Source organism: Streptomyces sp. NPDC007346, from assembly GCF_040703535.1.
Classification (GTDB): domain Bacteria; phylum Actinomycetota; class Actinomycetes; order Streptomycetales; family Streptomycetaceae; genus Streptomyces.
The window spans coordinates 31,416-57,006 of record NZ_JBEYKR010000012.1 but is presented as its reverse complement, the minus strand read 5'-3'; the positions used below and the strand labels follow the sequence as shown (position 1 = coordinate 57,006).

Sequence of the window (25,591 nt, the reverse complement as noted above, 5' to 3'; positions counted from 1 at the left end):
CCGCCCCCCGCCACCAGGCGGAGGGCGGTGCGGATTCCTCAACCCGCGACCCACGCCTTTCGCTTGCCGTTGGCGATGTCGGAGATCAGCGATGGCACGACCCCGAACTCTTCGGCCAGCGCCAGACGATTACCCGGGTTCCAGCGGTTCCCCCGTACGAAGCGGCGCCGAATGTCGCGGACCTGTGCGTCGTCCAGAACGGCTCGCGCCGCTCGCAGACCGCGTGGTGGAACACGGCGTCCGGCGGCGTCCATGTCATGCATGTTCCGGGTCTGATCGCCCAGGTAGAGGTGGCGGACATTCACACAGCCCACGTCACCACGGTGGCAGGAGTGCAAGACCCAAAGGTCGCAGGGGTCCCCGTTGGCGATCATCCACACGGCTCGGGAAACGAACATTCCCCGGCCGTTGTACTTGATGCTTGGCCGGCCTACCCAGCCGGTGAGCATCACGCACTCGTCCGTCGTAGCAATCGCGGCGGCTCGAATCTCGGCCATGAGCTCGCCGTTGCCCTTCGCGCTGGGACGGCCCTCGGGATCGGCCCCGGCGTTCCTGTGCGACCACTGGTAGCACGTCCTGCACAGCAACCGGCGATGGTTAGTGACCGCTCGGATGCAGTCAGATCCGTCTGCGAATGTGACGCGGCACGTACGGTTGTCCATGTCGGACCTCTCTCTAGGTCTGGCCACGCCCCCGGACGGTGCCAGCCGTCGCGGGGGTCTTTGTGTGCCAATTCTACTGCTGCGACCTGTAACTACATTGAAAATGCGGGGATTTGACCATGCCTGTCGGTGGCGGTTTTGGCGGCTCAGGTGGATGCGGCTGTGGTCCTGATGTCGAGACGTGTGACTCTCCGACCGAGCCTTTGGCGACCGTCGGCTTGTGCCTGGCCGACGGGACACCGATCGCTGTCACCGTCGTACGTGACTGCGCAACCACGGTTACGTCGGAGGGGTGGATCAACCTCACCTCGGGCGCCTTCTCGGCCGGTGCGCCCCCGGCCGGGACGATCTCGTGTGGGGATAGCCGGTCTATCACCACGAACGGGACCTTCTGTGACGTCGCGGAGGACGGCGCAGTTCTGGGCTTGGTCCTCGTCGAGTACCAGTACGCGGCCGACGGCTCGATCGCCTCGGTGCGCCTGGTCGACGCCGTCACCGGCGAGACGTATGTGCCGGCAGGCGAGGTGAGGACGTGCCCGGCCGGGGTGGAGCAGCCGGAGCGGGACATGGTTCAGCTCTGCGACGTGAACGACGACGAGTCCGGCACCGTTCAGACGGTCCCGTTCCTCCGAGACTACGCCCGCGACGAGAACGGTCAGATCACCGGGCACAGCGACTACACCCTCGACGGGGCCCCGTACACCCCGGCCGGGACGGTCGGCGTGTGCCCGGACGAGCCGGCGTGTCCCACCGCGTGCGAGACCCTGCCCCTGTGCGACACCCCGCTGGTCACCGCCGCCGCGCCGGTCCTCGTGGCCGCGTCCCAGTCTGGTGCCCGGACCGGGACCGCGTCCAACGGGGTCGGCTGGCACACGAGCAGCGGCACGACCGGGGGCAATCCTGACTTCTTCCCGATCAGCCTGTTCCCGGTAACGGCGACCGGCCCGTTCGTCCTCACCCTCGACCGCCCGGCGGCCGTGAGCTGGTCGGCCCGCGTCGGGATCAACAGCACCGCCACCGGCCGGATCGTCATGCCGGCGGGCAGTGAGCTGGTCGACCTGTCACCCGCGCACGCTTACGACCCGGCGACCCGGACCCTGACCCCTGCCACGGGCGCCGGGCAGGCATCCGCGAACGGTGAGTCCCGGTTCGAGCACCCCGGCCCGGTCACGGAGCTGTCCTTTGCGAGCGACGGCACCAGCGGCGCCCCGGCCATCGCCCAGCGCTCGGTCGGCTCGTTCCTCCTCACCCCGGCAACGGTCCCGTTCCTGCGTACGACGTGCCGGGACTGCACCGGCCTGGTGCTGGACACCACGGACACCCTCCTCGACGGCACGCCGTACGAGCCGGTGGGCACGGTCGGCGTCTGCCACCCCCCGGAGGCGGAGCCGTGCGCCTCGACGGTGTCCACGCTGCGCCTGTGCGACCTCGACCCCAACGTGGAGCCCGGCGACGACGGCAAGCGGTGCGCCGTCCCGTTCCTGCGCCACCTGGTGCACGACTGCACCGGCGCCCTCGTCGAGACCCGCGACACCACGATGGACGGCGCCACCCTCTACACCCCTGTCGAGGTCGTGGACTGCGGCAGCGGCGGCGTGCCGGCCATGGTTGAGGTGCCGTGGGAGGTCGTGGACATCCAGCCCGACCCCGACAGCGCAGCAGGCCGCGGCCTCATCTTCAGCCTGTCGCCGATCGATGACCCGGACACCGTCGGCACGGTCCGGGTCACGACGAGCAGCGGCTACAACCCCGGGGCGTGCCCGTCGACGCCGCCGAACTACAGCTATGCCAACCCCACCACCTACACCTTCGCTCCGGACCAGGTCCTCCAGGACGCCGCGACGTACGTCCGCTGCGACCTGATCGATTTCGACACCTTCGAGCCGGTCACCGGCCTGACGCCGCCCCCGTCCCGGTTGGGCGGCACGGCGTACTGGGACGGCACCACCGTCCGGCCCACGGCCAGCAACGGCGTCGGAGAGATGTACTACGACGGCCCGCCGGTCACCTGGTCTTACCGGGTCGGGAACACCGGCGGCGGGGCAAGCTGCTCCGCGCTGTCCTTCGCGGCCGTATCCCTGCGTCCCGAAGGCTGCTGCTCCTGCACCGGTGAAGGCTCCGGGTCGAGCGGGCGGACTGTGCAGGAGGTATGCGTCGTCGCCAACGCGGCCCCGACGGTCGTGATGACGTGGACACGCGTGATCGAGGACGACGGCGCCACGATCTACTACCTGAACCCGCAAGGCACCCGGTACGACAACACCCTCCCGGCCGGACACCAGATCGTGCCGTGCCCGGCCGAGGAGACGGAGCCGTGCCGCAACTCCTCCACGATCCTCCTGTGCGACCTCCCCACCGAGGGCGGCCAGGGGGCCCCGACGGCCACGGACACCGACGCCGCGCCCTACCCCTGGGACAGTGACCCGATCCGCTGCGTCAACCCGCTCCCGGGTGGCGGGCAGCCGCTGTGGGACGGCGGCAGCGTCATCGCCCCCGCGCACTCCAGCGGTGCAGGAGGCTGCACCCTGACCCAGTGGCTGACCGGCCTTGCCGCGACGCTCCAGGCCGACCGCCCGGCGTGCGACAGCGGGACCGTCTCCCTCACCGTCTCGGTCAACGCCCTCAACCAGGGGCCGTCTGCGTCGGCGGTGAACTACGCGGGCAGCCTCCGCCTCCATCGGACGGACACCGGGCAGCGGCTCGCCGATAGCGGCAGCATCCTCGGCGGCACGCCGGCGGGCACCGCCCGCACCATGAGCGCGACCGCCGTGGACATCCCCGCCGAGCTCTTGGAGGCCGGGCAGATCGTCGTCGCCCTCGATGTCGAGGCGTGGGACCAGACCGGCAACACGGGCGCCGCCTGGGCCCTCTCGGAGTTCACGGCCGAGTACGAGTTCCAGCAGGACGGCTGCGCACAGCAGTTCCTGCGGACGGTCGTCACGGACTGCCAGACGGGCGAGACCCTGACCGTGGTGGACACCACCCTGGACGGCGAGCCGTACACCGTGGAGGGCGAGCCCGGCCAGTGCCAGGCCACCGGCGGTGGGAGCGGCTCGGAGTGCACGAGCTGCGAGACGCTGACCCTGTGCGACGTCCAGCCGGACGAGTCGCCTGGTGACCCGGAGATCGCCTACGAGACGATCCCGCTCGCCGAACTCGGCCCGGCTGGGTCGTACGGCGACGGCAGCCCCGTCACCGGCACGCTGCCCAACGGCGTCGGCTACTCGGTGAACGTCGGGGAGTGGGGGCCCGGTCAGGGGCACTACACGTTCTACCCGGCGGACGGCACCCAGCTCTGGACGTTCGACCAGCCGGTGTATGTGCGGTTCGGGCTCCGCGGCCTCAACATCACCCCGACGGAGTGCTTCGTCGTCCCGGACGGGGCGATCGTCGAGTCGATCAGCCCCAACCACACATGGAACGAGAGCAACCGCCTCCTGTGTGAGATCACCGGCCAGTCGTCCGCAGCCGACGAGTCCGTGTTCTTCTTCCCGGAGCCCGTCACCGAACTGCCCATCGTCCCGTCCGGCAGCAGCACCGGCGGGCGCGGCCCCGGCCTGATCCAGGTCGGGCTGGCCCTCGACGCGCCGGTACCCGGGTCGTCCACGACCTTCCTGCGCACGGTGTGCCGCGATTGCTCCGGTGCCGTCATCTCCAGGACGGACACCAACCTCGAAGGCGAGCCGTACACCCCTGTCGGGGAGGTCACCGTCTGCGGTGGCGACGGAGACGGCGGCATCACGACGGAGCCCTGCCGAGACTCCTCCTCCACGCTCTTGTGCGACACCGCCGACCAGGAGGCCGTGACCGTTTTCGACCCGGCGAACCGGCCGGGGTCGGACGGGTGGCAGGTCGTCAGCTACACGGGTGTCGACCCGACACACCCGGCGGAGGCCGCTCTCCCGTATGACGCCCCGCACCCTGCGGGGAGCCCGCTCATGGGCGCCCGCTCAGACCTCAGCGCAGGGGCGGGCGTCTCCTGGTCGGGGTACGACACTGCCCCGCACAGGTGGGTCCTGCGCAAGACCTTCACGGCGCCGGAGGACGGCATCGCGGTGGTCACGTCCGCCGGGTTCCGGGGTGACGGTGGCGCCCGGGTCAGGGTCAACGGGGTCGACGCCGGCATGTACGGGCAGTGGAACCAGCCCGCGACGTCCGGGACCGCGCAGATCCCTGTCACGGCCGGGCCGAACGTCGTGGAGATCGAGGTCCGCGACTCGGCCGGTCCGAACTACGTGCAGGGCCGCTTGGACATCGTGATGACGGCGACCGTCCAGTTCATGCGGCGCACCGTCGTGGACTGCGAGACCGGCGAGACCGTCGCCGTGGTGGATACCACCCTGGACGGTGAGCCGTATGAGGTGCTTGGCCTGGTCGGGCAGTGCGAGCCGGTCGCCGAGTGCTGCGAGCAGCCGCCACCGGAGCAGCGCGTAGACGTCGAGTCCGGCGTCCTGTGCATCCAGGACGCCGACGGCGAGATCGTCCGCCAGGTCCTCGTCGAGCGGGTCTATGACGACCAGTCCGGAGACCGTACGGAGCAGCGGCTCACCGACCCGACGACCGGGGAGGAGGTGGAGCTCCCGGCCGGTGCTGAGCTGGTCCTGTGCCAGGAGCCTCCGTGCCCGGTCGCGTTCTCCACGGAGTGCGTGGGCGCCGTCACGCGCACGGAGGCCGGCTACGACAACACCTCGTTGATCGGCGGGGTCCCCGGGAAGTGCGGCAGCGTCCAGGGCCCGAACGGTCAGTTCCCGTGCCAGCCGACGACCGGCGGCCTCACCATCACGAGCTGGATCGTGGACGGTGAGGAGGTCATCGGCGAGGGCGGCGGCCGGACCTTCAACGGCGGCCCGTGCGGCGATGGCACCGCCGCCAACCCGGGCATGCACCGCAACTGGGCGCTCGCCCTGACCAATCTGGACCCCGGCGGCGCTACATGGTCCGCGATGAGCGCCGAGGGCTGCGCCTGGTTCGTCGGGTCCACTGGCGGCACCGGTACCGCGTACGGGGCGATGACGATCGCCGACGCGGCCGGCCAGCAGTGGATCCTCGGCCCGGCACAGGCCTGCGAGGAGACCCAGTTCACGAAGGTCTACACCCAGGAGTGCGACGGCTCCATCAGCGTCTCGTGGCTGACGCCGCAGGGTGTGGAGACGGACGCCCCGGAGGGCGACCTCGTGCCGTGCGGCACCGGCTGCGGCGGCGGTGGCGGCGTCGGCCTGGACGTGGAGGTCCTGGAGCTCTGCGACGTCCAGGCAGATGGAAGCAGCGTGCAGTTCCTGCGGCACCTGACCTACGGCAGCGCCGGGCAGGTCACCGTCGTCATCGACACGGCCCTCGACGGCTTCGCGCCCTACACCCCGTCCGGGACCGTAGGCCGGTGCCAGGACGACCATGCGCCGGGTGTGGATGTCGAGCAGCTCCCGATGTGCGTCATCGACAACAACAGCGGCGGCTCCATTCAGCGGATCCTCGCTGAGGTCCGCTACGACGCGGAGACGGGCGAGCGGACCGGCGTCAACTACGTCGACCCGCAGACCTGGGGGCCGGTGGCACTGCCTGGCGGCACGCACATCGGGCTGTGCCCGGAGGCGGAGCAGCCCGAGCCGACACCGGACGTCGAGGTCGTGCAGCTCTGCGACCTGATCGATGGCGAACCGCCGGTGCCGTTCCTGCGCCACCTCGTCTACTTCGCCGGAGAACTCACCCCGACGGTGGTGGACAGCGCCCTGGACGGGATCACGCCGTACGCCCCGGCGGGCACGGTCGGGACGTGCAGCAGCAGCGAGCACGTCGTCGAGCAGTGCCGGTGTGACGACACCGACGGCGACGGGGTCGGGGACACCGACTACGTCGAGCTGCTCGCCGTCGACACGGCCACGGGCACGCTGACGACGATCGGCACGTACCTCCCGGATTACACCGGCCCGTACGCCCCTGTCGCCCCGGCCGAGTGCGCGGTCGAGGGCGCCGAGCCGGCTGCCATCGTCCAGGCGCGGCGCGTCGAGTTGACGGCGGGTGGGACCTGGTCGGCGGCGAGCGTGCCGCTGCTCCAGTCGGTCACGGCGACCGCCCATGACGGGCCGGGCGTGATCACCACCGTTGACGGCACGTCGACTCTCCACGCCGGGGAGTCGGTGAGCTGGTCCATCGCCCGTGACGCCGACAGCGTCCTGTCCGGCCCGCTGGCCATCACAGCGGGCCATGACGCAGCCACGGTCACCGTCGCGTTCACGACGGCCACCGCCACCTGACCCATCAGGCGCGCCCCGCTTCCCCCGGGGCGCGCCGTTCGAGGAAGGCCATCCGTATGTCCGGAACTGTCGGCAGCGTGTCTGTCGCGAACACCGACCGTGAATTCGTTCCGCTCTGCGACGACGATGGGGCGGGGACGGTCGTCCCGTTCCTGCGCCGCTACTCGACCGACCAGGCCGGGGCTGTCACGGCCACGGACACCGACCTGGACGGCACGACGCCGTACACGGTCGCCGGGACGGTGACGACGTGCCAGGCCGCCCCGGCGGTGCCGGTCGCCGTCGAGGTCCACGCCGTCCAGGACACCGACTGGGACCTGACCGCTCAGGCCGGTACGCAGTCGGTGACCCTCCTCGTCTTCGCGGGCGCGGTGACGGTCACGACCGCCGAGGGTGCTCTCACCGTGCCTGCGGGCTCGTCCCTCTCCTGGGGTGTCGACGGCGACCAGGGCGACGCAGAGCTGACCGGGACGCTCACGATCGACGGCGCCGCCCCAGGGGCGTCGTGGCACGTCCTGTGGACCTCGCAGTGAGCAGGCGATGAGCACTGACGGGCAGGTGAACCCGACGGCCCCGCGTACCGCGCGGGCCGTCGGCGTCACTAATGCGTCCGGCGACCTGGCCGTCACCTGGTCGCCGCCGTTCGCTGCCCCGCCGGTCGTGACCTCCACGGTCCAGGCCGGGGCGGGTTTCCGATCCACCCGCATCGCCGCCAATTCGGCGGCGTCCACGACCATCCACGTCGACGTCTCGGCCGGGGTCACGCTCCTCGGCATCGGCGTGCTGGCAGTCGGTGCTCCCGCTGCCGGCGTCACCGTCCACGTTCACGCCGTCGAGGCGTGAGGAAGAAGGAACCGATGGCTACCTGCTGCCAGCGCGCACGGTGCTCCTGCACCGTCACGGCCGGGCCCGGCGTCACGGTCGAAGGAGACGGCTCCTCGTCGACCCCCTATGTCATCAGCGGCGAGTCCACCCCGACCGCGCTTGGCGTCACGGACACGGACACCGTGGACCTGACGCTGACCGGTGACGGGACGGCGGGCGCCCCGTACAACGTTGCCGCCGATGTGAAGCTGAATCCCGCGCCGCCGCAGGGCGGGGACCAGCTCATCCAGGTAGGTCCGGACGGACTGTCCTTGGAGTGCGCCGACGTGCGCGGCTGCTTCTCGGCCGGGGACGGTGCGGGGTACGACGAGGCCACCGGGGTCATCACCGCGCGGGTATCGGCCGATGCGGGGAACACCACCTCGATCGGCACGGACGGCGGCCTGTTCACTCCGGCCGCCGACGCGGCCGAGCCCACGGCGATCGAGGCGGCCGACTCCTCGACCGTGGACACCGAGGTCACCGGCGCCGGTACCGCAGCGGATCCGTACGTGGTCACCAGCTCGGTCATCCTCGACCCCGCTCCGCCTGGTGGCGGGGACCAGCTCATCCAGTCCGGGCCGGACGGGCTGAGCCTGGAGTGCGCCGACATCAGGGGTTGCTTCTCCGCCGGGGACGGCGCGGGGTACGACGAGGCCACCGGGGTCATCACGGCCCGCCCCTCGGCGGACGCGGGCAACACGCTCGTCTACGGCGCCGATGGCGGGCTCCTCGTCCCGCCCGGGGCGGCTGCCGAGCCGCTGGAGGTCGGCTGTGGCCTCCAGGGCGAGGGCACGGCAGCGGCCCCGCTCACCGCCTTCCCCGTCGCCGGTGAGCAGCCCTGGACGGATGACTGGGACTGCGACGCGGCGGCGAACTCGACGCTCAAGTGCGACCCGGGCAGCGGGGCCTTGTGGACGCCGCCCGAGCACACCTCGGCCGCGATCACCTACCAGCAGCTCCACCCGATGGGTACCCCGGAGATGCCGGCCACCGGCACCGTGGTCATCATCGACGGCACTGCGTGGGCCGAGGGCGCCTATGAGGCGGACTCGCTGACTACCTGCCGGGGGCTGTCCTTCTCGACGGAGTTCACCGGGCATGCCGAGGTCTCGTGGACTGCCGGGGCGATTTTCGATCTCGCGTACGCGGTATCGATCGACGGCGGCGGTGCTGCCTCGTATCTGATGTACAGCGAGCTGACCCCGTCCGGCCCGGCCGGGCGCCGCCGGGTGACCTTCTCCACGGCTCAGGCCGTCGTGCTGCCCCCGCACACCGGCTACGCGGTCCGCGTCTACCCGGCTATCCGGGTCACCGCCGGCACCGTGACGATCCATCAGTGGATCACCGACACCCACCTGATCGCTATGACCCGCTAGGAGCCAGATATGCGGTACTACCTGTCCGACACCGGCGGCGCGATGGCCGTCAGCGGCGACACCGGCGTCTTCCCGGTGACCATCCCCGAGGGGTACCGGGAGGTGACGCAGGCGGAGTACCTGGCGGCGACCGGCGCTGAGATCGTGCCCCTGCCGCCGGAGCCTGCGGCGAAGGCGGCCGCCCCTGCTGCGGCGCCCGCGAAGGCCCGGCGCGCCAAGGGGAAATAGGCCGTGGCCGTGACCGGGTGGTCTTGCCCGGTCACGGCTAGACTCGTAGGGAGCTGCTGGTTCTGGGCCGGGCCATCCATTCATTGGTGGAGGCCCGTATGACCGCCCCGCTTATCGCCAACGCGAATACTTTCAGGGTGACGCGCGTCAACGGCTGTGGCCGCCCCGTCTGCGGCCCTGACAACGCGTACGTGACCGACTGCTTCGCCTCGCTCGGCATGGCCGCGAACATCGAAGAGGGCGAGGACGTGTCCTTTAAGGGCGCGAACGGGCGCCAGTGCGGCTTCAAGAAGGGCTGCCCGACCCTCAACGGCTACGACATCACTCTGGTGTTCTACCAGGCGTCGCCGGAGCTGATCGAGATCATGACCGGCGCGCCGGTCTTCTACGACTACGACGGCCGCCCGATCGGCTTCGACTCCTGCTCGATCCCCTGCCGCACCGGGTTCGCGATGGAGCTGTGGGCGGACATCCTCGGTGAGGACGTGTGCCCGGAGGAGGACACCAGCGAGGGGGCATGGCAATACTTCCTGCTGCCCTGGGTCACCAACGGCATCATCGGCGACCTGGAACTCGCTTCTGAGGGCGTGAACTTCACCCTGACCGGGTCGACCAAGGCGGACGGGAAGTGGGGGGTTGGCCCCTACGACGTCATGGCCCAGGACGCCGCCGGCACCCCCGGGCCGATGCTCGCCCCGCTGCCGGGTGGCTGTCACCGCAGGACTTTCATCACCACGATCGAGCCGCCGGAGCCGGACACGGAGTACCTGCCTGTCGAGGGGGAGCTGTGCGAAGTCTCGCCCTGATGGCTAGCTGACGTCGACAAGGAGAGGAGCGGCGGGTGCTGCCCGACATCGTGATCCCTGTCCGTGAGGGGGATCGGAACCCTGAGCTGCGGTACGCGCTGCGGGCGATCGCAGCGAATGTGCCGCACCGACAGGTGTGGATCGCCGGGCACATCCCGCCGTGGGTCGTCGGTGTCGGGCACATCCCGACCCGACAGACCGCCACCAAGTACGAGAATTCCAGGGCGAATTGGAAGGCGGCCGTCGATCACGACGGGGTCGCCGACGACTTCCTGATCTTCAACGACGACTTCTTCGCGATGAGGAAGGTACAGAGGGTGCCGCCGATGCACCGCGGCCTCCTGGCCGACGTCGAGCAGCACTTCCTGCGGCGCGTGCGAGCCGGCCGGTACCTGATGGGCATGCGGCAGACGGCCGGGCTCCTCGCCGACCTCGGGATCGAGCGCCCGCTGTCCTACGAGCTGCACATGCCGATGCTCCTCAACAAGGCCCGGTACCTGGAGGTGTGGGAGATCGCGAACAGGGTCCGGTACCCGCACTCCAGGACCCTGTACGGCAACTACTGGCAGATCGGGGGTAGTCGGGTGGCCGACCCGAAGGTGCTGACACGGGGCAGCGCCTACCCGAGGGGCTTGTCCTGGCTGTCGACCATGCCCGATAGCTTCGAGCACGGGCAGGTCGGCGCCTACATTCGTAGCCAGTTCCCGGCCGCGTCACCGTACGAGAGGGCCGGTGTCCGGCCGTGAGCGCACCGGACGTATGCGACCCCTGGCCCGTAGACCTGTGCTGCAAGCTCCCGGAGGACCTGGACGAGGCGGTCATCGAGAAGTGGGCGCGGGTGGCCAGTCAGATTCTGTTCCGGCTGTCCGGCCGCAGGTGGGGGCCCTCCTGCCCGATCACCGTCCGCCCTTGCAAGCAGGCGTGCGCCGAAGGCACCGCCGGTGCGGGGGCATTCGCCGGGCAGTCCACCGGTGGGTGGGTGCCGTACAAGGGGCCTGACGGCGTATGGAGGAACGGGGCGGTGTGTGGGTGCACGTCGTCGTGCTCGTGCACCGAGCTGTGCGAGATGCGCCTCGATGGCCCCGTGTACGACATCGTGGAGGTCCTGGAGGACGGCGAGGCCCTGGCCCCGGAGGCCTACCGCGTCGACGCGGCCAACCTGCTCGTGCGGACTGACGGGGAGTGCTGGCCGACCTGCCAGGACATGGCCGCCCCTTGCGGCGCCGAAGGGACGTTGTGCGTCACCTACCGCACCGGGCTGCGGCTTGACGAGTCCGCCATCGCGGCCGTCAGCGAGCTGACCTGTCACCTCCTCAAGGGCTGCAACCCGGGCGGCGGCTGCGGGTGCCGCGCCAACCCGAACCTGACCAGGGTCCAGCGGCAGGGCGTGGAGATCGAGCGCCCGGACCCATTCCAGGTCTATGCCGACGGGCGCACCGGGCTGCCGCTCGCTGACCTGTGGCTGTCGGCGGTGAACCCGTACGGGCAGCCGTCGGCGTCCCGTGTGTACTCCCCGGACTTCCGGAGGCCGAGGAGGACCACATGGCCATGAGGGCGTTTTCCCTGCGGGACATCACGGAGGCCGTCCTCGGCTGCGTGTGCGCGGCCCTGGACCAGGCGGCGGCCGAGATCGCCGAGCAGCCCGGGTGCCCGTGCCGGGCCTGCGTCGTGCCGGGCCTGCCGGCCTGGGACGAGTGTGCCGACCCCTGCGGCGAGGACGCGGCCGGCGGGCAGCTCACGGTTCACGTCGCCCGGATCTACCCGAGCACCCAGTTCCCCGTGGAGGACCAGGAGGTGCGTGGGCTACGCGGATGTGCCCTGCCGCCGACGACCGCTGTCGACATCGTGATCACTCTCCTGCGGTGTGTCCCGACGATCGACGAGAACGGGTGTCCCCCGACGTGCGAGGAGCTGTCGGCCGCGGCGGCGGTCACGCACATCGACTCGGTCACGGTCTTCAACGCGGTCATGTGCTGCCTGCCGCATACGGGTGGGAGGCGTGGCCGGCGGTTCGTGATGGGTGCCCAGCGCCTGATCGGCCCGCAGGGCGGGTGCGTCGGGATCGAGCAGCGGGTCACGGTGGCCCTGCCCGGCTGCGCCCCGTGCCCTGAGGAGGTCTCGCCATGACCAGCGTGGACGTCAGTATCGACAGCCGGTTCATTGAGCGGGCGCTGCGTCGCCCTGGCGGGATCGGGGAGCGGCTGCTGCGCCGCCGTGCCGCGCCGGTCGTCCGGCGTGCCCAGCAGCTGGCTCCCGGCAGCATGGGCCGGGGCATCACTCTTAGGGTGGAGGGCACCGGGCGGGGGATGCAGGCCGTCATCACGTCCACCCACCCGGCGTCCCTCTACGTCATCAACGGAACCCGGCCCCACGTGATCCGTCCCCGGCGGGCGAGGGCGCTGCGGTTCCAGGCCGGTGGGCGGACGGTGTACGCGGCCCGGGTGAACCACCCGGGGAACGCCGCGAATAACTTCCTCGCTCGCGCGATGCGGGAGGCCTTGTAACGCGTGTGGGGCCCGGCGCCTGGGGCGGTCAGCCGCCGGGTGCCGGGCCCCACGTGGCAGGGGCTCAGAAGCTCCCGGAGTCGCAGGACGAGGAGCCTCCGGAGTCGTAGGACGAGGAGGACGGCGAGGGCGAGGAGCCTCCGCCGCAGCTGCTCGATGGGGACCCGTAGTCGCTGGTGCTGGACGTGCTGGCCGCGTGGTCGATGACCTGACTTCCTCCCTGTGCCGGTCCGCTCGACGAGCGGCGGGTGGAGGTGGTGGTGGACTTCTTGGGCTTCTTCTTGAAGGGGTTCATGTCGCAGGCATTCCGTCAGGACTGAGCTGGTAAGCGCGATTTGAGCAAAATCTGCGGAACCGGGTCTTCGGCTACCCTTCTGCCGCCGCTGGTTTTGGGCCGGGCACCGGTTACCACCCCCAGGGGGCCATCGTGGCCACGAAGAGTTTCGCGATCAACAAGGAGCCGCACGTCGCCGAGATCGGCGATGACTTGGAGCTGCGGTTCCAGCCCGAGGTCATGGGCGATCAGTTCATGGACGCCTACCAGGCGCTCCGGGAGACACAACGGGACAGCGGCGTCGACCTCGACAAGCTCGCGGACGTGCAGCCGGACGCGCTGCGGAGGGTCTCACGGTCCCTACGGAAGTTCCTCTCCGAGCTCATGCTGGAGGACTCCGCGGACCTGCTCCTGCGGGTGGACGTCCAGGTGGGCGGCGAGGTGATCGACTCGTATCTCGACCTCGACGAGGCGACAGCCCGCGCGGAGGAGCTGGGAGATGCGCAGGTGGTGCACAGGCTGCGTCTGCCGGACCGTGTGCTGGTGCAGCTGATGGAGTGGGTCATCGAGCTGTACTCCGGTGGCCAGCGCCCTCCTACACAGTCGAGCGGCTCCTCCTCAGCATCGAAGCCGCCTGGGACTCGTGGGACGGGCAGCTCGCGCTCCATGGGGTCGACCCGCGCACGTGGACGCTGAGGCGGCTCCTCAACGCGGCTGAGGCGGCGATGTACCAGACGGCCGAGGATGAGGCGGAGCGCGCCCGTATCCACGCCAAGCTCTACACCGCCCCGAAGGGCACCCCGCCCCCGCGCCGTCAGGGTCCGCGAGCGGGTGGAGTGGCCCGTGCCGAGGCCGAGGCGTTGATGGCCCGGCTGGAGGCCGAGGACGCCGCGCTCAGGGGCGCCCGATAGGTATGCCGATATCCTGACTTCTGTCGCTGGTTCTGGGCCGGGCAACCTTCTCCGAGCGGGGTTGCCGTGGCCGACGACGTCGACGGCTCTGCACGTATCCGGATCACCCTGGACGACTCCGGGGCGGTCGCGGAAGCCCGTGCGCTCGGTGTCCGTATCAAGGGCGCTCTGGAGCGCGGGATGCGCGGCTTCGGCCGCGACCTCCAGCGCACCCTGCGTTCCCTCAGCGTCCAGGTCCGTGTCGAGCCGGACATGCGGCGCTTCGACGCGCAGCTCCTCGCCGGTCTCCGCGGCCTGCACAGCATCGACATTCCGGTCGCCCCGGACATGTCGATCTTCTTGGTGCGGCTGAGGGCTGCTCTCGCGGGCGAGGAAGTCGCTGTCCGGGTGGTGCCGGACATGAGCGACTTCGACGCCCGGCTGCGCGCGCACAACATGCCGACGTTGAACGCCCGCGTCGACGCGGATGCCAGCCCGTTCCGCCGGGTCCTGGGCGGCCTGGTCTCGGCAGCCTCCGGTGTGGGGTCGGCCCTTGCGGGGGCGCTGCGTTTCGCGGCCGTGGGGTCCGCCGCCCTGTCCGGTGCGGCCGGGGTGGCGTCGTTCGTGGGGTCGCTGGCCCCGGCGGTCGGGATCGTCGCGGCGCTGCCGGCGGTACTGCTGGGCGGGGCGGCCGCGATGGGGGCCTTGAAGCTGGCGGTGTCCGGGGTCGGGGACGCCTTCGGGGAGGCGCTGACGGGCGATGCGGAGGCTTTCGCCGGCGCGATCGAGGACCTGTCGCCGGCCGCGCAGGGGGCAGCTCGTGAAGTCCGGGCGCTCGCCCCGGAGCTGGAGGACCTGAAGGAGACGGTCCAGCAGGCCTTCTTCAAGCCGCTGGAGGGGCAGATCACGGCGGTCGCCAAGGCGCTCGGCGGGCCGCTGAAGACCGGGCTCTCCGGCATCGCCGAGGAGTTCGGCGTGGCCGCCTTGAAGGCCACGAATTTCCTGACGACCTCGGCCGGTATCCGCTCGGTCGAGCAGATCCTGACGGGGGCCACCCAGGCGACCAGGGGGCTCGCGTCCGCTTTCGGGCCCGTCGTTGCTGGGGTGCTCCGCATGGGTGGCGCCGTGTCGGAGGCGTTCGGCGCCCGGTTCGGGGACGCGATCGCCAATACGGGCGTCCGGTTCGGCCAGTTCCTGTCCGACGCGGCTGAGGGCGGCCAGGCCGTGGCCTGGGTGGAGGGGGCCGTTGGCGTCTTCAAGGAGTTGGGCTCGCTGATCGCCTCGATCGGTGGACTCCTCGGCGATGTCTTCGGGGCCCTGGCCGCCGGGGGAGGCGGTCAGCTCGCCGGCCTGTCCGCGATTTTCGACGCCGTACGGGAGGCGATCCAGCCGCTCCTGCCACTGATCACCCAGCTTGCGATCACGGCCAACTCCCTTTTGGGGAACGCGTTGTCGGTCCTGTCGGCTGCGCTGGGCCCGATCATCACCGCGCTGGCGGACACGCTGCTGCCACTGCTGCCGCCCCTCACCGCGGCTTTCAACTCGCTCGCGGCCGGGCTCGGCCCGATCGCCGCGGAGCTCGGCGGCGCGATCGGCGGAGCGATCTCCGCGCTCCTGCCGCCACTCCTTCAGCTGGTGCCCGCTCTCACAGGGGCGCTCCTGCCGGCATTCGCTCAGCTCGTGACGGCCGTCGCGCCGCTGGTCACGATGCTCGCCGGGAGTCTGGCCCCGGTGATCGCGCAGGTCGGCGGGCTGATCGCGACCGTCCTCGGAGCAGCCCTCCAGATCATCGTGCCGTTGCTCCCGCCGATCGTCACGCTCGTCTCGAATTTGCTCGTTGCCTTGACGCCGCTGATCGGCGTCATCACGACGGTCGCGGCAGCGCTCGGGGACGCGCTCGGGCAGGCGGCCGTCTCGCTGGTGCCGCTGCTCGACTCCATCGGTACGGCGGTCACCGGCGTCGTGGTGGCGCTGGCCCCGCTGGTCGGTCAGGTACTGGCGAGCCTGATCCCGATCCTGCCGCCGATCATCACCGCTTTCGAGGCGCTGGTCGAGGCGCTCCTCCCGCTTCTCCCGCCGGTCGTGGGCCTGGTCGAGTCCCTCACTCCTCTGCTGACCCTGGTCGCGCAGCTCAGCGGGGTGCTCCTCAAGGTGGCGGCCGGCTTCGCGTCGTGGCTGGTCATCAAGACGGTCGTCCCGATCATCACGTGGCTTGTCGGGGCCATCACCGGCACGGTCACCAAGGTCACCGGCGTCATCAATTTTTTCAACGCGCTGCCCGGTCGGATCGTCGCCGCGTTGTCGTCCTTCGGCTCGACCGTGGCCGCGTTCTTCACGGAACTGTGGCAGGGGATCACGTCCGGGGTGTCGTCCGGAATCGACAGCGTCATCGCGTTCTTCACGGACCTGTGGGACTCGATCACCAGCGGAGTCTCGACCGGGGTCGACGCGGTGATCGAATTTTTCGTCGCGCTTCCCGGGCGGATCGGTGCCGCGCTCATGGCGCTCCCCGGCCTGCTGGTGGACCTCTTCACCTCGGCCGTCGCCCTGGTCATCATCGGGCTCCTGACGACCCTGGCCGGGGTGATCTTCGTCTTCACCGAGCTGCCGGGCAAGATCGGCCAGGCGCTGCTAGACCTCGGCGGGTTGCTCGTCGATGCCTTCATGGCCGGGCTCGATGCGGTCACCAGCACGGTGACCGGGTGGATCGACTCCACCGTGGGGTTCTTCACGGCGCTGCCCGGCAGGATCGGGGCCGGTCTCTCGTCCCTGGGCTCGGGGATCCGGAGCACCTTCACCTCGGCCTTCACCTCGGCGACGGTCACGGTGACCGGGTGGATCGACTCCACCGTGGGGTTCTTCACGGCGCTGCCCGGCAGGGCCCGGTCCGCGGTGTCCGCTCTGCCGGGTCAGCTGCTCGGCGTCTTCAACTCAACGAAAGCGTCGGTCACTTCGAGCGTGTCGTCCATGGTTGCCTCGACGGTGTCCTTCCTGAGCGGTCTGCCGTCCAAGGCGTACTCCGCGGTCGCCAGTGTGGGGAGCCGGCTGGTGGGTGCGTTCAACTCCGCGAAGTCATCCGCGATCGGCGCGGTGAACTCCATGATCTCCAGCATCGTGAGTCTCTTCTCCGGGCTGGGCGGCAGGATCGTGTCCTCGCTCGGCAACATCGGCGCGCAGATCATCGGCAAGGTGAAGGCCGGCCTCCCCAGCGCGGTCCGGAACCTGCTCCCGTTCGCGGACGGCGGGATCGTCGACCGGCCCACTGCGGCCCTCATCGGCGAGGCCGGCCGCGAGGTCGTGATCCCGATGACCCGGCCGCAGCGGGCTGTCCAGCTCGCGGAGCGGTCCGGGCTTCTGGACCTCCTGGCGGCCCGTGGCGCCATGGCCCCGGCGCCCGCGCAGCCGGCTGTCAGAGGCGGGGACCGAACGGTCAACCACACCTGGAACATCCACACATCGGCTCAGGACCCTCGGACCTTGGCCGCGCACCTGTATGGGCAGATGGCTCTAGCGGCGGGGGTATGACCGGTGATCGCTGACTACCTGGACCTGGGCTGCACCGAGATCATCAACTCGGCGCGGGCCTCCGCCTATGCGGAGGAGTATTGCCTGCTGACGGGCTGTGAGCCGTGCCCGGAGCTGGCGGAGGCGATCAGTGATCCGCCGTACCAGGACCCGGTGACGGACCCGGCGCCTTGGTATGACCCGGCCGTCCCGGAGAGTGCGTTCTTCCTCGGCGTGATGGGTCTGAGTGCCGAGGGCTTCTCGCGGTCTACTCTCCAGCGCGTTCCGCAGCAGCTCGTCGGGGACGGGGCTGCGCTGGGTGTGGCACGGCGCGCGCACCGGGAGATCATCTACACGGTGCTCCTCCTGGTCCGCGAGGAGTGCGCCCTGACGTACGCCGTGGAGTGGCTGGCCGCCGCGCTACAGGGCGCCCCCTGCGACGGGGCGTGCGACGGCGAGGAGATCGGGGTGTACGCGTGCTGTCCGACCGGGGACGGGACGCGGGAGCTGCGCCACCTGTACGGGGTGGGGCTCCTGGAAGGGCCGTCCCTGGTGTCCGCCCGGTACGAGCCGGAAGGGATCATCGCGCAGGTCACTTTCACGCTGGCGGCGGTGGTGCCGTGGATCTACCGGGAGCCGCTCCAGACGCTGACGGAGTGGATTCCGCTCGGCGACGGTGAGCTGCTGGTGGTGGACCCGGATGAGATCTACGGGGAGTGCCAGGAGCCGACGCCGTGCCTGGAGGACCCGGAGTGCCCGCCGCCTCCGTTGCCGGTGCGGGCCCCGGTCCCGGTGGATGACTGCTACCCGACCGGGCCGGAGGGATTCCGGCGGTCGGTGGTGTCGCTGTCCCCGGTGGATCAGCCGGAGTGGCTGGAGGCGGTGCCGGCCCTGGAGCTGGAGACCGGCGGCAACGAGCTGCGCAGAGTGGTCGTCCGGTTCTGGGCCAACCCGCTCGGCGGTGACTGCGAGGAGATCGCCGACCCGTGCGGGGCCTGCACGGATATCCAGATTCCGTACCTGCCGCCCGGGGCGACGCTGCGCGTGGACGGGCGTACCCAGCGGGCTGAGGTGGAGTGCCCGCAAGGGCCGCTGGGGTCCGCGGTGAGCGCACCGACCCTCTACGGGCCGCTCGGCGGCGCTTTCGAGTGGCCGATCTTCGCCTGCTCGACGGGCCTGTGCATCGAGATCCTGTCCACGGCCTCGACGACCGCGCCGGACGCGCGGGCCCGTGTGCTGCTCGTCCCGCGATCGGATGTGGGCTGATGACTGTCCTGGGGTGCCCGCAGGAGTACCGGGCCGTCATCCACTGGCGGGGCGGCGCCAGGCCCTTCACGTCGCCGGGGGTGTCCGCGCTGACCTCCGTGAAGTGGAACCGCACGCTCAACGACACGGGAGAGGCCGAGATCAGCATCGCCAAGGGCGCGGCCGGCGCCCGGTGCTGCGGGCTGCTGGGGCAAGTGGAGCCGTACGCCCACGAGCTGAGCCTGTACCGGGACACGGAGCTGGTGTGGCAGGGGCCGGTCACCCGAGTCCGGGAGAACCGGGACCGGTTCCTGATCGAGGCCCGTGACATGACGGAGTGGCTGGCCCGCACGACGAACGCCCTGGTGCTCCGGTTCGTGGCCGCGACGGGGGCGACGCGTCGGGGGCCGGTGCAGGAGATCGCGGAGACGATCATCCGCCTGAACATGGAGACGGGGCTCCTGGCGTCCGAGCCGGACTGGGCGAAGATGCTGAACTACATCGTCCGGGACGACGACCCGACAGAGGTCTCCTTCGAGAAGGACGGCACGGACAACACCTCGATCTGGTTCGTTCCGATCCTGCGGATCATGGACGAGGAACTCGTGCCCCGCGGCCTGGAGTACACCACGGTCGGCCGGGCGCTGATCCTGGGGCGCCCGCGTACGACCGCCGACCCCACGCAGGCCCGGCTCACGCTGGACCACATCGCTGGGGACGTCGAGATCATCCGGGACGGCCTGAGCGCGGCGACCCTGATGTGGATCACCAACCAGACCGACCAGCAAATTTCGGACACGCAGTTCGGGGCGTCCGGGGTGATCACCTCCGTGTACGGGCGCCTCGACACCCTGGTGCGTACCCAGGCCGAGGGCCTGACCGCGTACGACCTGTGGCAGCTCGCCAGGGCCTCGTTCGTCGGCCGACATCCGGCGCCGACCGCGCTGAGCGTCCCGGACGGGTCCACGCTCGCGCCGAGTGCCCCGGTGACCATGCGACAGCTGGTCCCCGGGGTGCGGCTGGATGTGGCCGCGACCGGGATGTGTATCGGCGTGTCCCAGCCCTACCGGCTGTCGGACGTGGACGTGGCGTGGACGGAGTCCGGCGAGAGCGTCGGAGTGTCCCTCATCCCGATCGGTGACCCACTGCAAGGAGACCCCCCATGAGCCCGGCTCTTCCAGGACAGCGTGCCGCGCAGCGACCGCTGCGCGCGATGACGGCCTCTCAGCGGGCGCTCGGCCGCGCGGCCACGGCGCAGGACGGAGGGTTGGCCGGCGCGGTGGGCGTGGGCTGGATCGACGGCCGGCGGGTGGACATCGATCTTCTGGCGCCGCCGGGCAGGCAGGTGGTGCCGGTGCCCGAGCCGTGTGAGTGCCGGTGCGTGTGCGCCTGCTCCCAGCAGAACCAGGGCGTGACGGGCCATGGGGCCCAGGACGGGGAGGTGTAGGCGTGGCCAGGTGTGGATGCCAGGGAGGGTGCTCGTGCTCGGTGCAGGGCAGCGGGCTGGCGCGTGTGTCGGGGACCGGGGCGTCCGGGACGCCGTTCACGGTAGGGGTGTCGTGCGATGACGTCGCGGACTGCGTGGGTGGCCGACTGGATGCCCCGCTGACCTACGACGAGACGACGGGCCAGCTCGGGGTCCGTACGTCGGCCGATCCCGGCAACCTGGTTCAGCAGGGTTCGGACGGGGGGGTGTTCGTGCCGACGGCGGGCGCGTCCGCCGGGCTCCTTGAGGGCGACGGGATCGACATCACGGGCGATCAGACGTCCGGGTACACGATCAGCGCGCGGATCAGCGCGGACCCCCGCAACGGCCTGGTGCTCGGGTCGGACGGAGGCCTGTACGTCCGGGGCCGGGAGATCGAGCAGGCCGTCACCACCATTAACTTCACGAACCAGACCGCGTGGACGCAGGTAGTCACCTTCGCGGTCCCGTTCTCGTCGCCGCCGGTGGTGAGCATCGGGATCCAGTCAGGGGCTGGTCCCACGGCTCGGTGGGACGTACGGGCCATCAACGTGACCACGACGGCCTTCACGATCTTCGCCTACTACGGCGAGCTGCCCCTCGTCGCCTCCACATGGTCCGCCATCCCGGTGGCGTGGCGGGCGGAGGTGCCGTAGACCACCGTGTCCGGACATGCCTGAGTGATGTCCGCCCAGTTCACAGCCCTGACGCTCTCGTGTCCGGACCGTCGTCCGGACGCCCCTTTGCCGGGTGCCCGGACCGCTGTCCGGACACCGTCCACACACTACGGAGGTACTCATGTCCCAGCGCCCCACAATCGGCCGGGTCGTCCACTACGTCAGCCACGGGACGCCCCTGCGCGAGGACGGCACGCAGCGGTTCCCGTCGATCCGCCGGCCGGCGGAGATCACGGAGGTGGACGAGGAAGGGCACGTGGGCTTGATGATCAAGAACCCGGACGGTCTCCTTTTTCGCCCCATCGGGCACAGCGACGGGCCGATCCCGTACGTCGAGCCGGTCCCGGGGGAGCCGCTCCAGGGCGGTACCTGGCACTGGCCGGAGCGTGTCTGATGGCCGCGCCGCTGAGTGCTGACCGGCTGCTGTCGGCCCTGCGGGCCGAGGGCCTGACGGTCGTGGAGGTCCCGGGGTGGCGTACGCGCAACCGGAACCACATGGGGCCGTGGGGTCCGGCGCACGGGGTGATGATCCATCACACGGTGACGCGGGGTACCGCGCACACCGTCGCGATGTGCCGGGACGGGTACCAAGGGCTGCCGGGTCCGCTGTGCCACGGTGTGATCGCGAAGGATGGCACGGTCCACCTGGTGGGCAACGGGCGGGCCAACCACGCCGGGTTGGGCGACCCCGATGTGCTGCGGGCGGTGATCGCGGAGAGACCGGCCCCGGTCGACGACGAGGCGACCGTCGACGGCAACCGGGCGTTCTACGGCTTCGAGTGCGAGAACCTCGGCGACGGTCTCGACCCCTGGCCTGCTATCCAGTTGGAGGCGATCGAGCGGGTGGGCGCGGCGGTGTGCCGGGCGCACGGCTGGGGGGCGCTGTCGGTGATCGGCCACCTGGAGTGGCAGCCGGGCAAGCCGGACCCGCATGGGTTCACGATGGGCGGCATGCGGGACCGGATCGCGGGTCGTCTCGGCCAGGGGCAGCCGGCCCCTCCTCCCGCACCGGTCCGCCCGAAGGTGTCACTGTCGCAGCTCGTCGCGGCCGCCCGCTCGAACCCGTCGATGCCGGGGCAGCCGGTCACGTACGCGGGCGTCCTGGTGTACGAGACCGCGCTGGTCGATGAGGGCCTGCTGACGAAGAGCTACAGGGATGGGCACTTCGGGACGGCGACGATCACGGCCACGAGCCTGTGGCAGGAGCGTCTCGGCTACCGCGGCCGGAAGCCGGGTCAGCCGGCCGACGGTATCCCGGGCCGTGACTCCGTGACCCGCCTCGGCGCGAAGCGCGGCTTCGACGTCGTCGCCTGACCCATCCGATGACGGGACCGAGCAGGAGGTGAGCATGGAGGAGACGGGGATTCCAGCGCTCGATGTGGTGCTGATGTGGGGCGGTGCGGTCACCGTGGTGGCCGGGGTGATCGCTCTCGCCTGGCGGGCGGTCCGTGCGTCCGTGCGGCTCGCCGCCCGGGTCGACCATTTCATGGACGACTGGGCGGGCGAGGTCGGGCGGGCGGGTGTGCCGGCGAGGCCTGGGGTGATGGAGCGGCTCGCGACCTTCGAGGACCGGCTGACGAGCGTGGAGCACGAGCTCTACCCGAATGATGGCGGCTCGCTGCGGGATGCGGTCGACCGGGCGAATGCGCGACTGACCCGGATGTGCCCCGACGTGGACTCGACTGATGGGCCTGGCCCGGTGCCACCGCAGTCGGTGCCGTGACAGAGGCCCCGCTCCTCGTCTGGGAGGAGCGGGGCCTCTGGCGGTCATCTGCCTTGGCCCTTGCGGGGCGGGTAGGAGAGCGAGAGCATTCCCAGGCCCTGGGCCTTCCCTCGTCCGATGCCCTCTTCGAGGGCTGCCTGGAGCGCTTCGACGTCCTCGACCTCCAGCACTCCGCGTATGCGTGCCTCCTGGCTCATGCCTGTGGTGCCTCGGCGCTGGGCCCCGGCGATCTGTGCGAGGACCCGGAAGCCGGACCGGGTGGCGCGTGACGTGGTGGCCTCGCACGCCGCCGGTGCGTGGGCGCCCTCTGCGTGCTGGCCTGTCAGCCACTCATCCGGAGATACTGCGTACTCGCCGCCACGTCCTCGGCGGACGGTATTGGCCGCGAGGTCGAAGGCCCACAGCTGCCCCGGGGCCAGCATCTCCAGCAGTACCCGCATGTCGAGGACTTGGGGGAGGGTCAGGGACCCGGGCAGTAGCCAGGAGGGTCGGGGGCGGACTGGGTACTGGACCTGGATGACGCCGTCGCCCTCGCGGCGCCATAGGACGCGGGGGCCTGTGTCTGCCTGGGTGATGTCCTCTGGCAGGCGGGAGCGGATCTGCCGCTGCATCTCTGCCGGCCGCAGGATCCGGTCCTTCGAGGGGGCGAATTGGTACAGCACGCGGTACATGGTGGCTCCGGGTGGGGTGGGGTGCGCGCTGCGCAGTTGTTTTCGCCCAGGGGAGTCCCCGCATGCGCGGGGAAGAGGGGGCACGGCGAGCCACGTACTCTCTCGACGGTCCACCCCCGCGTGTGCGGGGACCACTTTGCCCATGGGGCTGTCCAGCTAAGTGGACTGGGTCCACCCCCGCGTGTGCGGGGATAAGGGGCTCCAGCGGTTATCGAGCGCCGCTCGAACGGGCCAACCCCGCGTGCATGGGGATGGGTTGGCGTCAGGCGTAGACGAAGTGTCTGACCTCGGGAGTCCTGGTGCACCCCCGCTGCTGCGGGGACGAGGTGGTCTCAGGTTAGGGGATGTCGCCCAGGATTTGCATGCCTGTCGCGGAAATTGTCTGCCTGCTGGCCGGATTTGCTGCGGCATAACGAAACGGTCCCCACCCATCGGGTGGGGGCCGCGGTGTGTCCGGGCGTCTACGCCGGTGGGGTCGGGTGCCGTACGGCCTTCTTCACGGCCATCTCGACGTGTACGCGATTGGCCTTGGCCTCTTTCGCGTGGTCGGTGATGGCCTGCTGTACGGCGGCGGCTGCCTGGCGCCAGGTCTCCCATGCGTCGGCGGGAGGGGATGCGGACGTGGCTGCGGCCTGGGCGTCCAGGGCTGCCTGTTCGAGCTGGAGGAGATGGGGTGTCGTCAGGTCGGAGGTCACGGTCGGATCGTAGACGTGCCTCTGCCGGAGGCGTCCGCCGGCTTGTCCGCGCGGGGTGTCCGGGCAGGATGTCCTGATGGTGTCCGTGCAGGTGGGGGGCACGGTCCGGGGGTGCGGCGGGCTCGCTTTCGGGCCGGTCGGACATCGTGTCCGGACGAACTGTCCGGCGAGCGGGAGGGGCGGTTGCGGCAGTCGCTGTGCTGGGTGGCGGCGGCCCACTGGAGTAGGAGCTGCTCGTACGCCTCGGCGCGGTGCTCCTGGTCGTGGTCCTCGTCTATCAGCTGGCGGATGAGGGTGTTGATCCGCGCGGCAGCAGGGCACAGAGGGCCGGGAGGGCGGGAGCGGGGTGGCATGGCTCCACGGTAAGGGCGGGGTGTGACAGCCCTTCCCGGGAGCCGGGTGGGCGGGGGCCTCGTGGGAGTGCGCCCCCGCAGCGCGGGGCTGTACGGGGGCACATTCCGGAGTACCGTCCTGAGTGTCTAGGTCAGAACGGAGTTCAGTATGCCCCTTCCTGCCGACGAGCACATCGGTACGCGCGTACGGATCGCGCGAAACGCCGCAGGGCTCACGCAAGTTGAGCTGGCGGATTTCCTCGGCCGCACCGAGTCCTGGGTGGCGAATGTGGAGTCGGGGCGGCAGCCCCTGGACCGGTACAGCGTGATCACGGCCATCGCGGACCAGTGCGACGTGGACGTGGTGTGGCTGCTCGGTCAGCCCTACCGGCTCCAGCGCAGCGGCGGGACCCTGGCCCACGCGCACGTCCCGGCATTGCGTACGGGGCTGCGCCGGGCCGGGCTGATCCTGTCCGGTCACCCGGGGCTCGTGCCGCAGGGGACGCCGGTGGACCTGGTCGCTCTGGCCGGGCAGACCCGCAGGGCGGCGGCCGCCCGGCAGGCGGCGAATCTGCCGCAGGTCGCGACCCTGCTTCCCCCGCTGGTGGAGGACCTGAACACGGCAGTGCTCACCACCGCCGGCAGCGAGCGGGAGGCGGCGCTGCGGCTGCTGGCTGATGCTGCCCGTACGGCGCGGATGTGCCTCAATCAGCTCGGGTACCCGGACTTGGCGTGGAGCGCGGCCGAGGTCGCGGCCGGTGCCGCGACGCAGCTCGGGGACCCGGTGGTGATGGCGGCCGTGGCCTGGGACCGGTGCGGTGCTCTCCTGCATCAAGCCTCGCTTCGGGAGACGCTCGCGGTCGCGGAGGCCGCGCTGCGGGACCTGGAGCCGCTCGCCTCTGCGCGCCGCCCGGAGGCTGCGGCCCTGTCCCTTCGCGGGGCCCTGCATCTGCGGTGCTCCATCGCTCATGCCCGGGGGGCTGGGACGGCGGATGACGCGTGGGCGCGCATTGACGCGGCGTTGCAGGACTCCGACCGGCTGGGCGAGAGCTGGTATGACCTGGAGCGGCACACCGTGTTTGGCCGGGGCACTGTGGCGGTGCACGCGGCCGAGGCCGGGGTGGAGGTCGACCAGCCGGACGCCGGGCTCACCCGTGTCCCGCGCGTGGATATCGGTGAGATCCCGTCCAAGGAACGGCGCACCCATTTCCGGATTGACGAGGCTCGTGCGCTGCACCGGATGGGGAGGAGTCCGGCGGCGGTCGTGAAGTTGAGGGAGGCCGCGGCCTCCGCGCCGTACTACGTGTACGCGGACCCGATGAGCCGTGCTCTCGTGTCCGACCTGGCCAGGGTGGGGGTGCCGTCGCAGGCGTCGGCGCTGTCCGGGCTGATCCGGAATATGGAACTGGTCAGCTAACTGC

Annotated in this window: 25 protein-coding genes; 21 read left to right on the top strand and 4 right to left on the bottom strand. The window is 70.7% G+C overall.

The window, feature by feature from the left end; translation table 11 throughout:
* Positions 1-38: 38 nt before the first annotated feature.
* A complete protein-coding gene (locus AB0917_RS06320; RefSeq protein WP_366818314.1) occupies positions 39-497 on the bottom strand; it encodes a hypothetical protein in 459 nt (152 codons plus the stop codon).
* 590 nt (positions 498-1,087) lie between these two features.
* Here AB0917_RS06320 and AB0917_RS06315 point away from each other — a divergent pair.
* The 10 genes from AB0917_RS06315 (at position 1,088) to AB0917_RS06270 (ending at position 12,694) form a co-directional block, all read left to right on the top strand.
* Positions 1,088-6,913, top strand: coding sequence for a hypothetical protein (locus AB0917_RS06315; protein ID WP_366818313.1), 5,826 nt, complete (start codon positions 1,088-1,090; stop codon positions 6,911-6,913).
* A 77-nt stretch (positions 6,914-6,990) separates the two neighbouring features.
* Positions 6,991-7,446 (top strand): hypothetical protein, encoded by a 456-nt coding sequence (locus AB0917_RS06310; protein WP_366818312.1) that lies wholly within the window; start codon positions 6,991-6,993, stop codon positions 7,444-7,446.
* A gap of 7 nt (positions 7,447-7,453) precedes the next feature.
* The gene (locus AB0917_RS06305) at positions 7,454-7,756 is read left to right on the top strand and encodes a hypothetical protein (protein WP_366818311.1); all 303 of its coding nucleotides are present in this window, start codon (positions 7,454-7,456) and stop codon (positions 7,754-7,756) included.
* A gap of 14 nt (positions 7,757-7,770) precedes the next feature.
* The gene (locus tag AB0917_RS06300) at positions 7,771-9,156 is read left to right on the top strand and encodes a hypothetical protein (protein ID WP_366818310.1); all 1,386 of its coding nucleotides are present in this window, start codon (positions 7,771-7,773) and stop codon (positions 9,154-9,156) included.
* A 9-nt stretch (positions 9,157-9,165) separates the two neighbouring features.
* Positions 9,166-9,384, top strand: coding sequence for a hypothetical protein (locus AB0917_RS06295; RefSeq protein WP_366818309.1), 219 nt, complete (start codon positions 9,166-9,168; stop codon positions 9,382-9,384).
* Between the two features lie 98 nt (positions 9,385-9,482).
* On the top strand, positions 9,483-10,190 hold the full coding sequence (locus tag AB0917_RS06290; protein WP_366818308.1) for a hypothetical protein: 708 nt from the start codon (positions 9,483-9,485) through the stop codon (positions 10,188-10,190).
* A gap of 35 nt (positions 10,191-10,225) precedes the next feature.
* Positions 10,226-10,936: a hypothetical protein gene (locus AB0917_RS06285; protein WP_366818306.1), complete on the top strand. Its 711-nt coding sequence runs from the start codon at positions 10,226-10,228 to the stop codon at positions 10,934-10,936.
* Positions 10,933-11,742, top strand: coding sequence for a hypothetical protein (locus AB0917_RS06280; protein ID WP_366818305.1), 810 nt, complete (start codon positions 10,933-10,935; stop codon positions 11,740-11,742). Before AB0917_RS06285 ends, AB0917_RS06280 begins: the two co-directional genes overlap by 4 nt.
* On the top strand, positions 11,739-12,317 hold the full coding sequence (locus AB0917_RS06275; protein ID WP_366818304.1) for a hypothetical protein: 579 nt from the start codon (positions 11,739-11,741) through the stop codon (positions 12,315-12,317). Before AB0917_RS06280 ends, AB0917_RS06275 begins: the two co-directional genes overlap by 4 nt.
* Complete coding sequence (locus AB0917_RS06270; RefSeq protein WP_366818303.1) at positions 12,314-12,694, top strand: hypothetical protein; 381 nt, start codon at positions 12,314-12,316, stop codon at positions 12,692-12,694. Before AB0917_RS06275 ends, AB0917_RS06270 begins: the two co-directional genes overlap by 4 nt.
* Before the next feature lie 64 nt (positions 12,695-12,758).
* Here the strand turns inward: AB0917_RS06270 and AB0917_RS06265 are convergent, their stop codons facing one another.
* Entirely contained in the window at positions 12,759-12,989 is a 231-nt protein-coding gene (locus AB0917_RS06265) for a hypothetical protein (protein WP_366818302.1), read from the bottom strand.
* A gap of 132 nt (positions 12,990-13,121) precedes the next feature.
* Between AB0917_RS06265 and AB0917_RS06260 the strand changes: the two genes are divergently transcribed.
* From AB0917_RS06260 to AB0917_RS06215, 10 genes are all read left to right on the top strand, one after another.
* Entirely contained in the window at positions 13,122-13,664 is a 543-nt protein-coding gene (locus AB0917_RS06260) for a hypothetical protein (protein ID WP_366818301.1), read from the top strand.
* 29 nt (positions 13,665-13,693) lie between these two features.
* Entirely contained in the window at positions 13,694-13,879 is a 186-nt protein-coding gene (locus AB0917_RS06255; protein ID WP_366818300.1) for a hypothetical protein, read from the top strand.
* 66 nt (positions 13,880-13,945) lie between these two features.
* Positions 13,946-17,383, top strand: a complete 3,438-nt coding sequence (locus tag AB0917_RS06250; RefSeq protein ID WP_366818299.1) for a hypothetical protein — start codon at positions 13,946-13,948, stop codon at positions 17,381-17,383.
* Positions 17,384-17,386: 3 nt separating this feature from the next.
* Positions 17,387-18,628, top strand: coding sequence for a hypothetical protein (locus AB0917_RS06245; protein WP_366818298.1), 1,242 nt, complete (start codon positions 17,387-17,389; stop codon positions 18,626-18,628).
* Positions 18,628-19,773 (top strand): hypothetical protein, encoded by a 1,146-nt coding sequence (locus tag AB0917_RS06240; protein ID WP_366818297.1) that lies wholly within the window; start codon positions 18,628-18,630, stop codon positions 19,771-19,773. The genes AB0917_RS06245 and AB0917_RS06240 overlap by 1 nt, the downstream gene beginning before the upstream one ends.
* Positions 19,770-20,054, top strand: a complete 285-nt coding sequence (locus AB0917_RS06235; RefSeq protein WP_366818296.1) for a hypothetical protein — start codon at positions 19,770-19,772, stop codon at positions 20,052-20,054. Before AB0917_RS06240 ends, AB0917_RS06235 begins: the two co-directional genes overlap by 4 nt.
* Before the next feature lie 134 nt (positions 20,055-20,188).
* Positions 20,189-20,728 carry an H-type lectin domain-containing protein gene (locus tag AB0917_RS06230; protein ID WP_366818295.1) on the top strand — a complete coding sequence of 180 codons (540 nt, stop codon included), beginning with the start codon at positions 20,189-20,191 and terminating at the stop codon, positions 20,726-20,728.
* 142 nt (positions 20,729-20,870) lie between these two features.
* A complete protein-coding gene (locus AB0917_RS06225) occupies positions 20,871-21,143 on the top strand; it encodes a hypothetical protein (protein WP_366818294.1) in 273 nt (90 codons plus the stop codon).
* Entirely contained in the window at positions 21,143-22,063 is a 921-nt protein-coding gene (locus AB0917_RS06220) for an N-acetylmuramoyl-L-alanine amidase (RefSeq protein WP_366818293.1), read from the top strand. The genes AB0917_RS06225 and AB0917_RS06220 overlap by 1 nt, the downstream gene beginning before the upstream one ends.
* 34 nt (positions 22,064-22,097) lie before the next feature.
* Entirely contained in the window at positions 22,098-22,472 is a 375-nt protein-coding gene (locus AB0917_RS06215; protein WP_366818292.1) for a hypothetical protein, read from the top strand.
* Positions 22,473-22,516: 44 nt separating this feature from the next.
* Here AB0917_RS06215 and AB0917_RS06210 read toward each other — a convergent pair whose 3' ends face one another.
* On the bottom strand, positions 22,517-23,134 hold the full coding sequence (locus tag AB0917_RS06210; RefSeq protein WP_366818291.1) for a type I-E CRISPR-associated protein Cas6/Cse3/CasE: 618 nt from the start codon (positions 23,132-23,134) through the stop codon (positions 22,517-22,519).
* A gap of 470 nt (positions 23,135-23,604) precedes the next feature.
* On the bottom strand, positions 23,605-23,838 hold the full coding sequence (locus tag AB0917_RS06205; protein ID WP_366818290.1) for a hypothetical protein: 234 nt from the start codon (positions 23,836-23,838) through the stop codon (positions 23,605-23,607).
* 501 nt (positions 23,839-24,339) lie between these two features.
* Here AB0917_RS06205 and AB0917_RS06200 point away from each other — a divergent pair.
* Positions 24,340-25,587: a helix-turn-helix domain-containing protein gene (locus AB0917_RS06200; protein WP_366818289.1), complete on the top strand. Its 1,248-nt coding sequence runs from the start codon at positions 24,340-24,342 to the stop codon at positions 25,585-25,587.
* Positions 25,588-25,591: the final 4 nt, after the last annotated feature.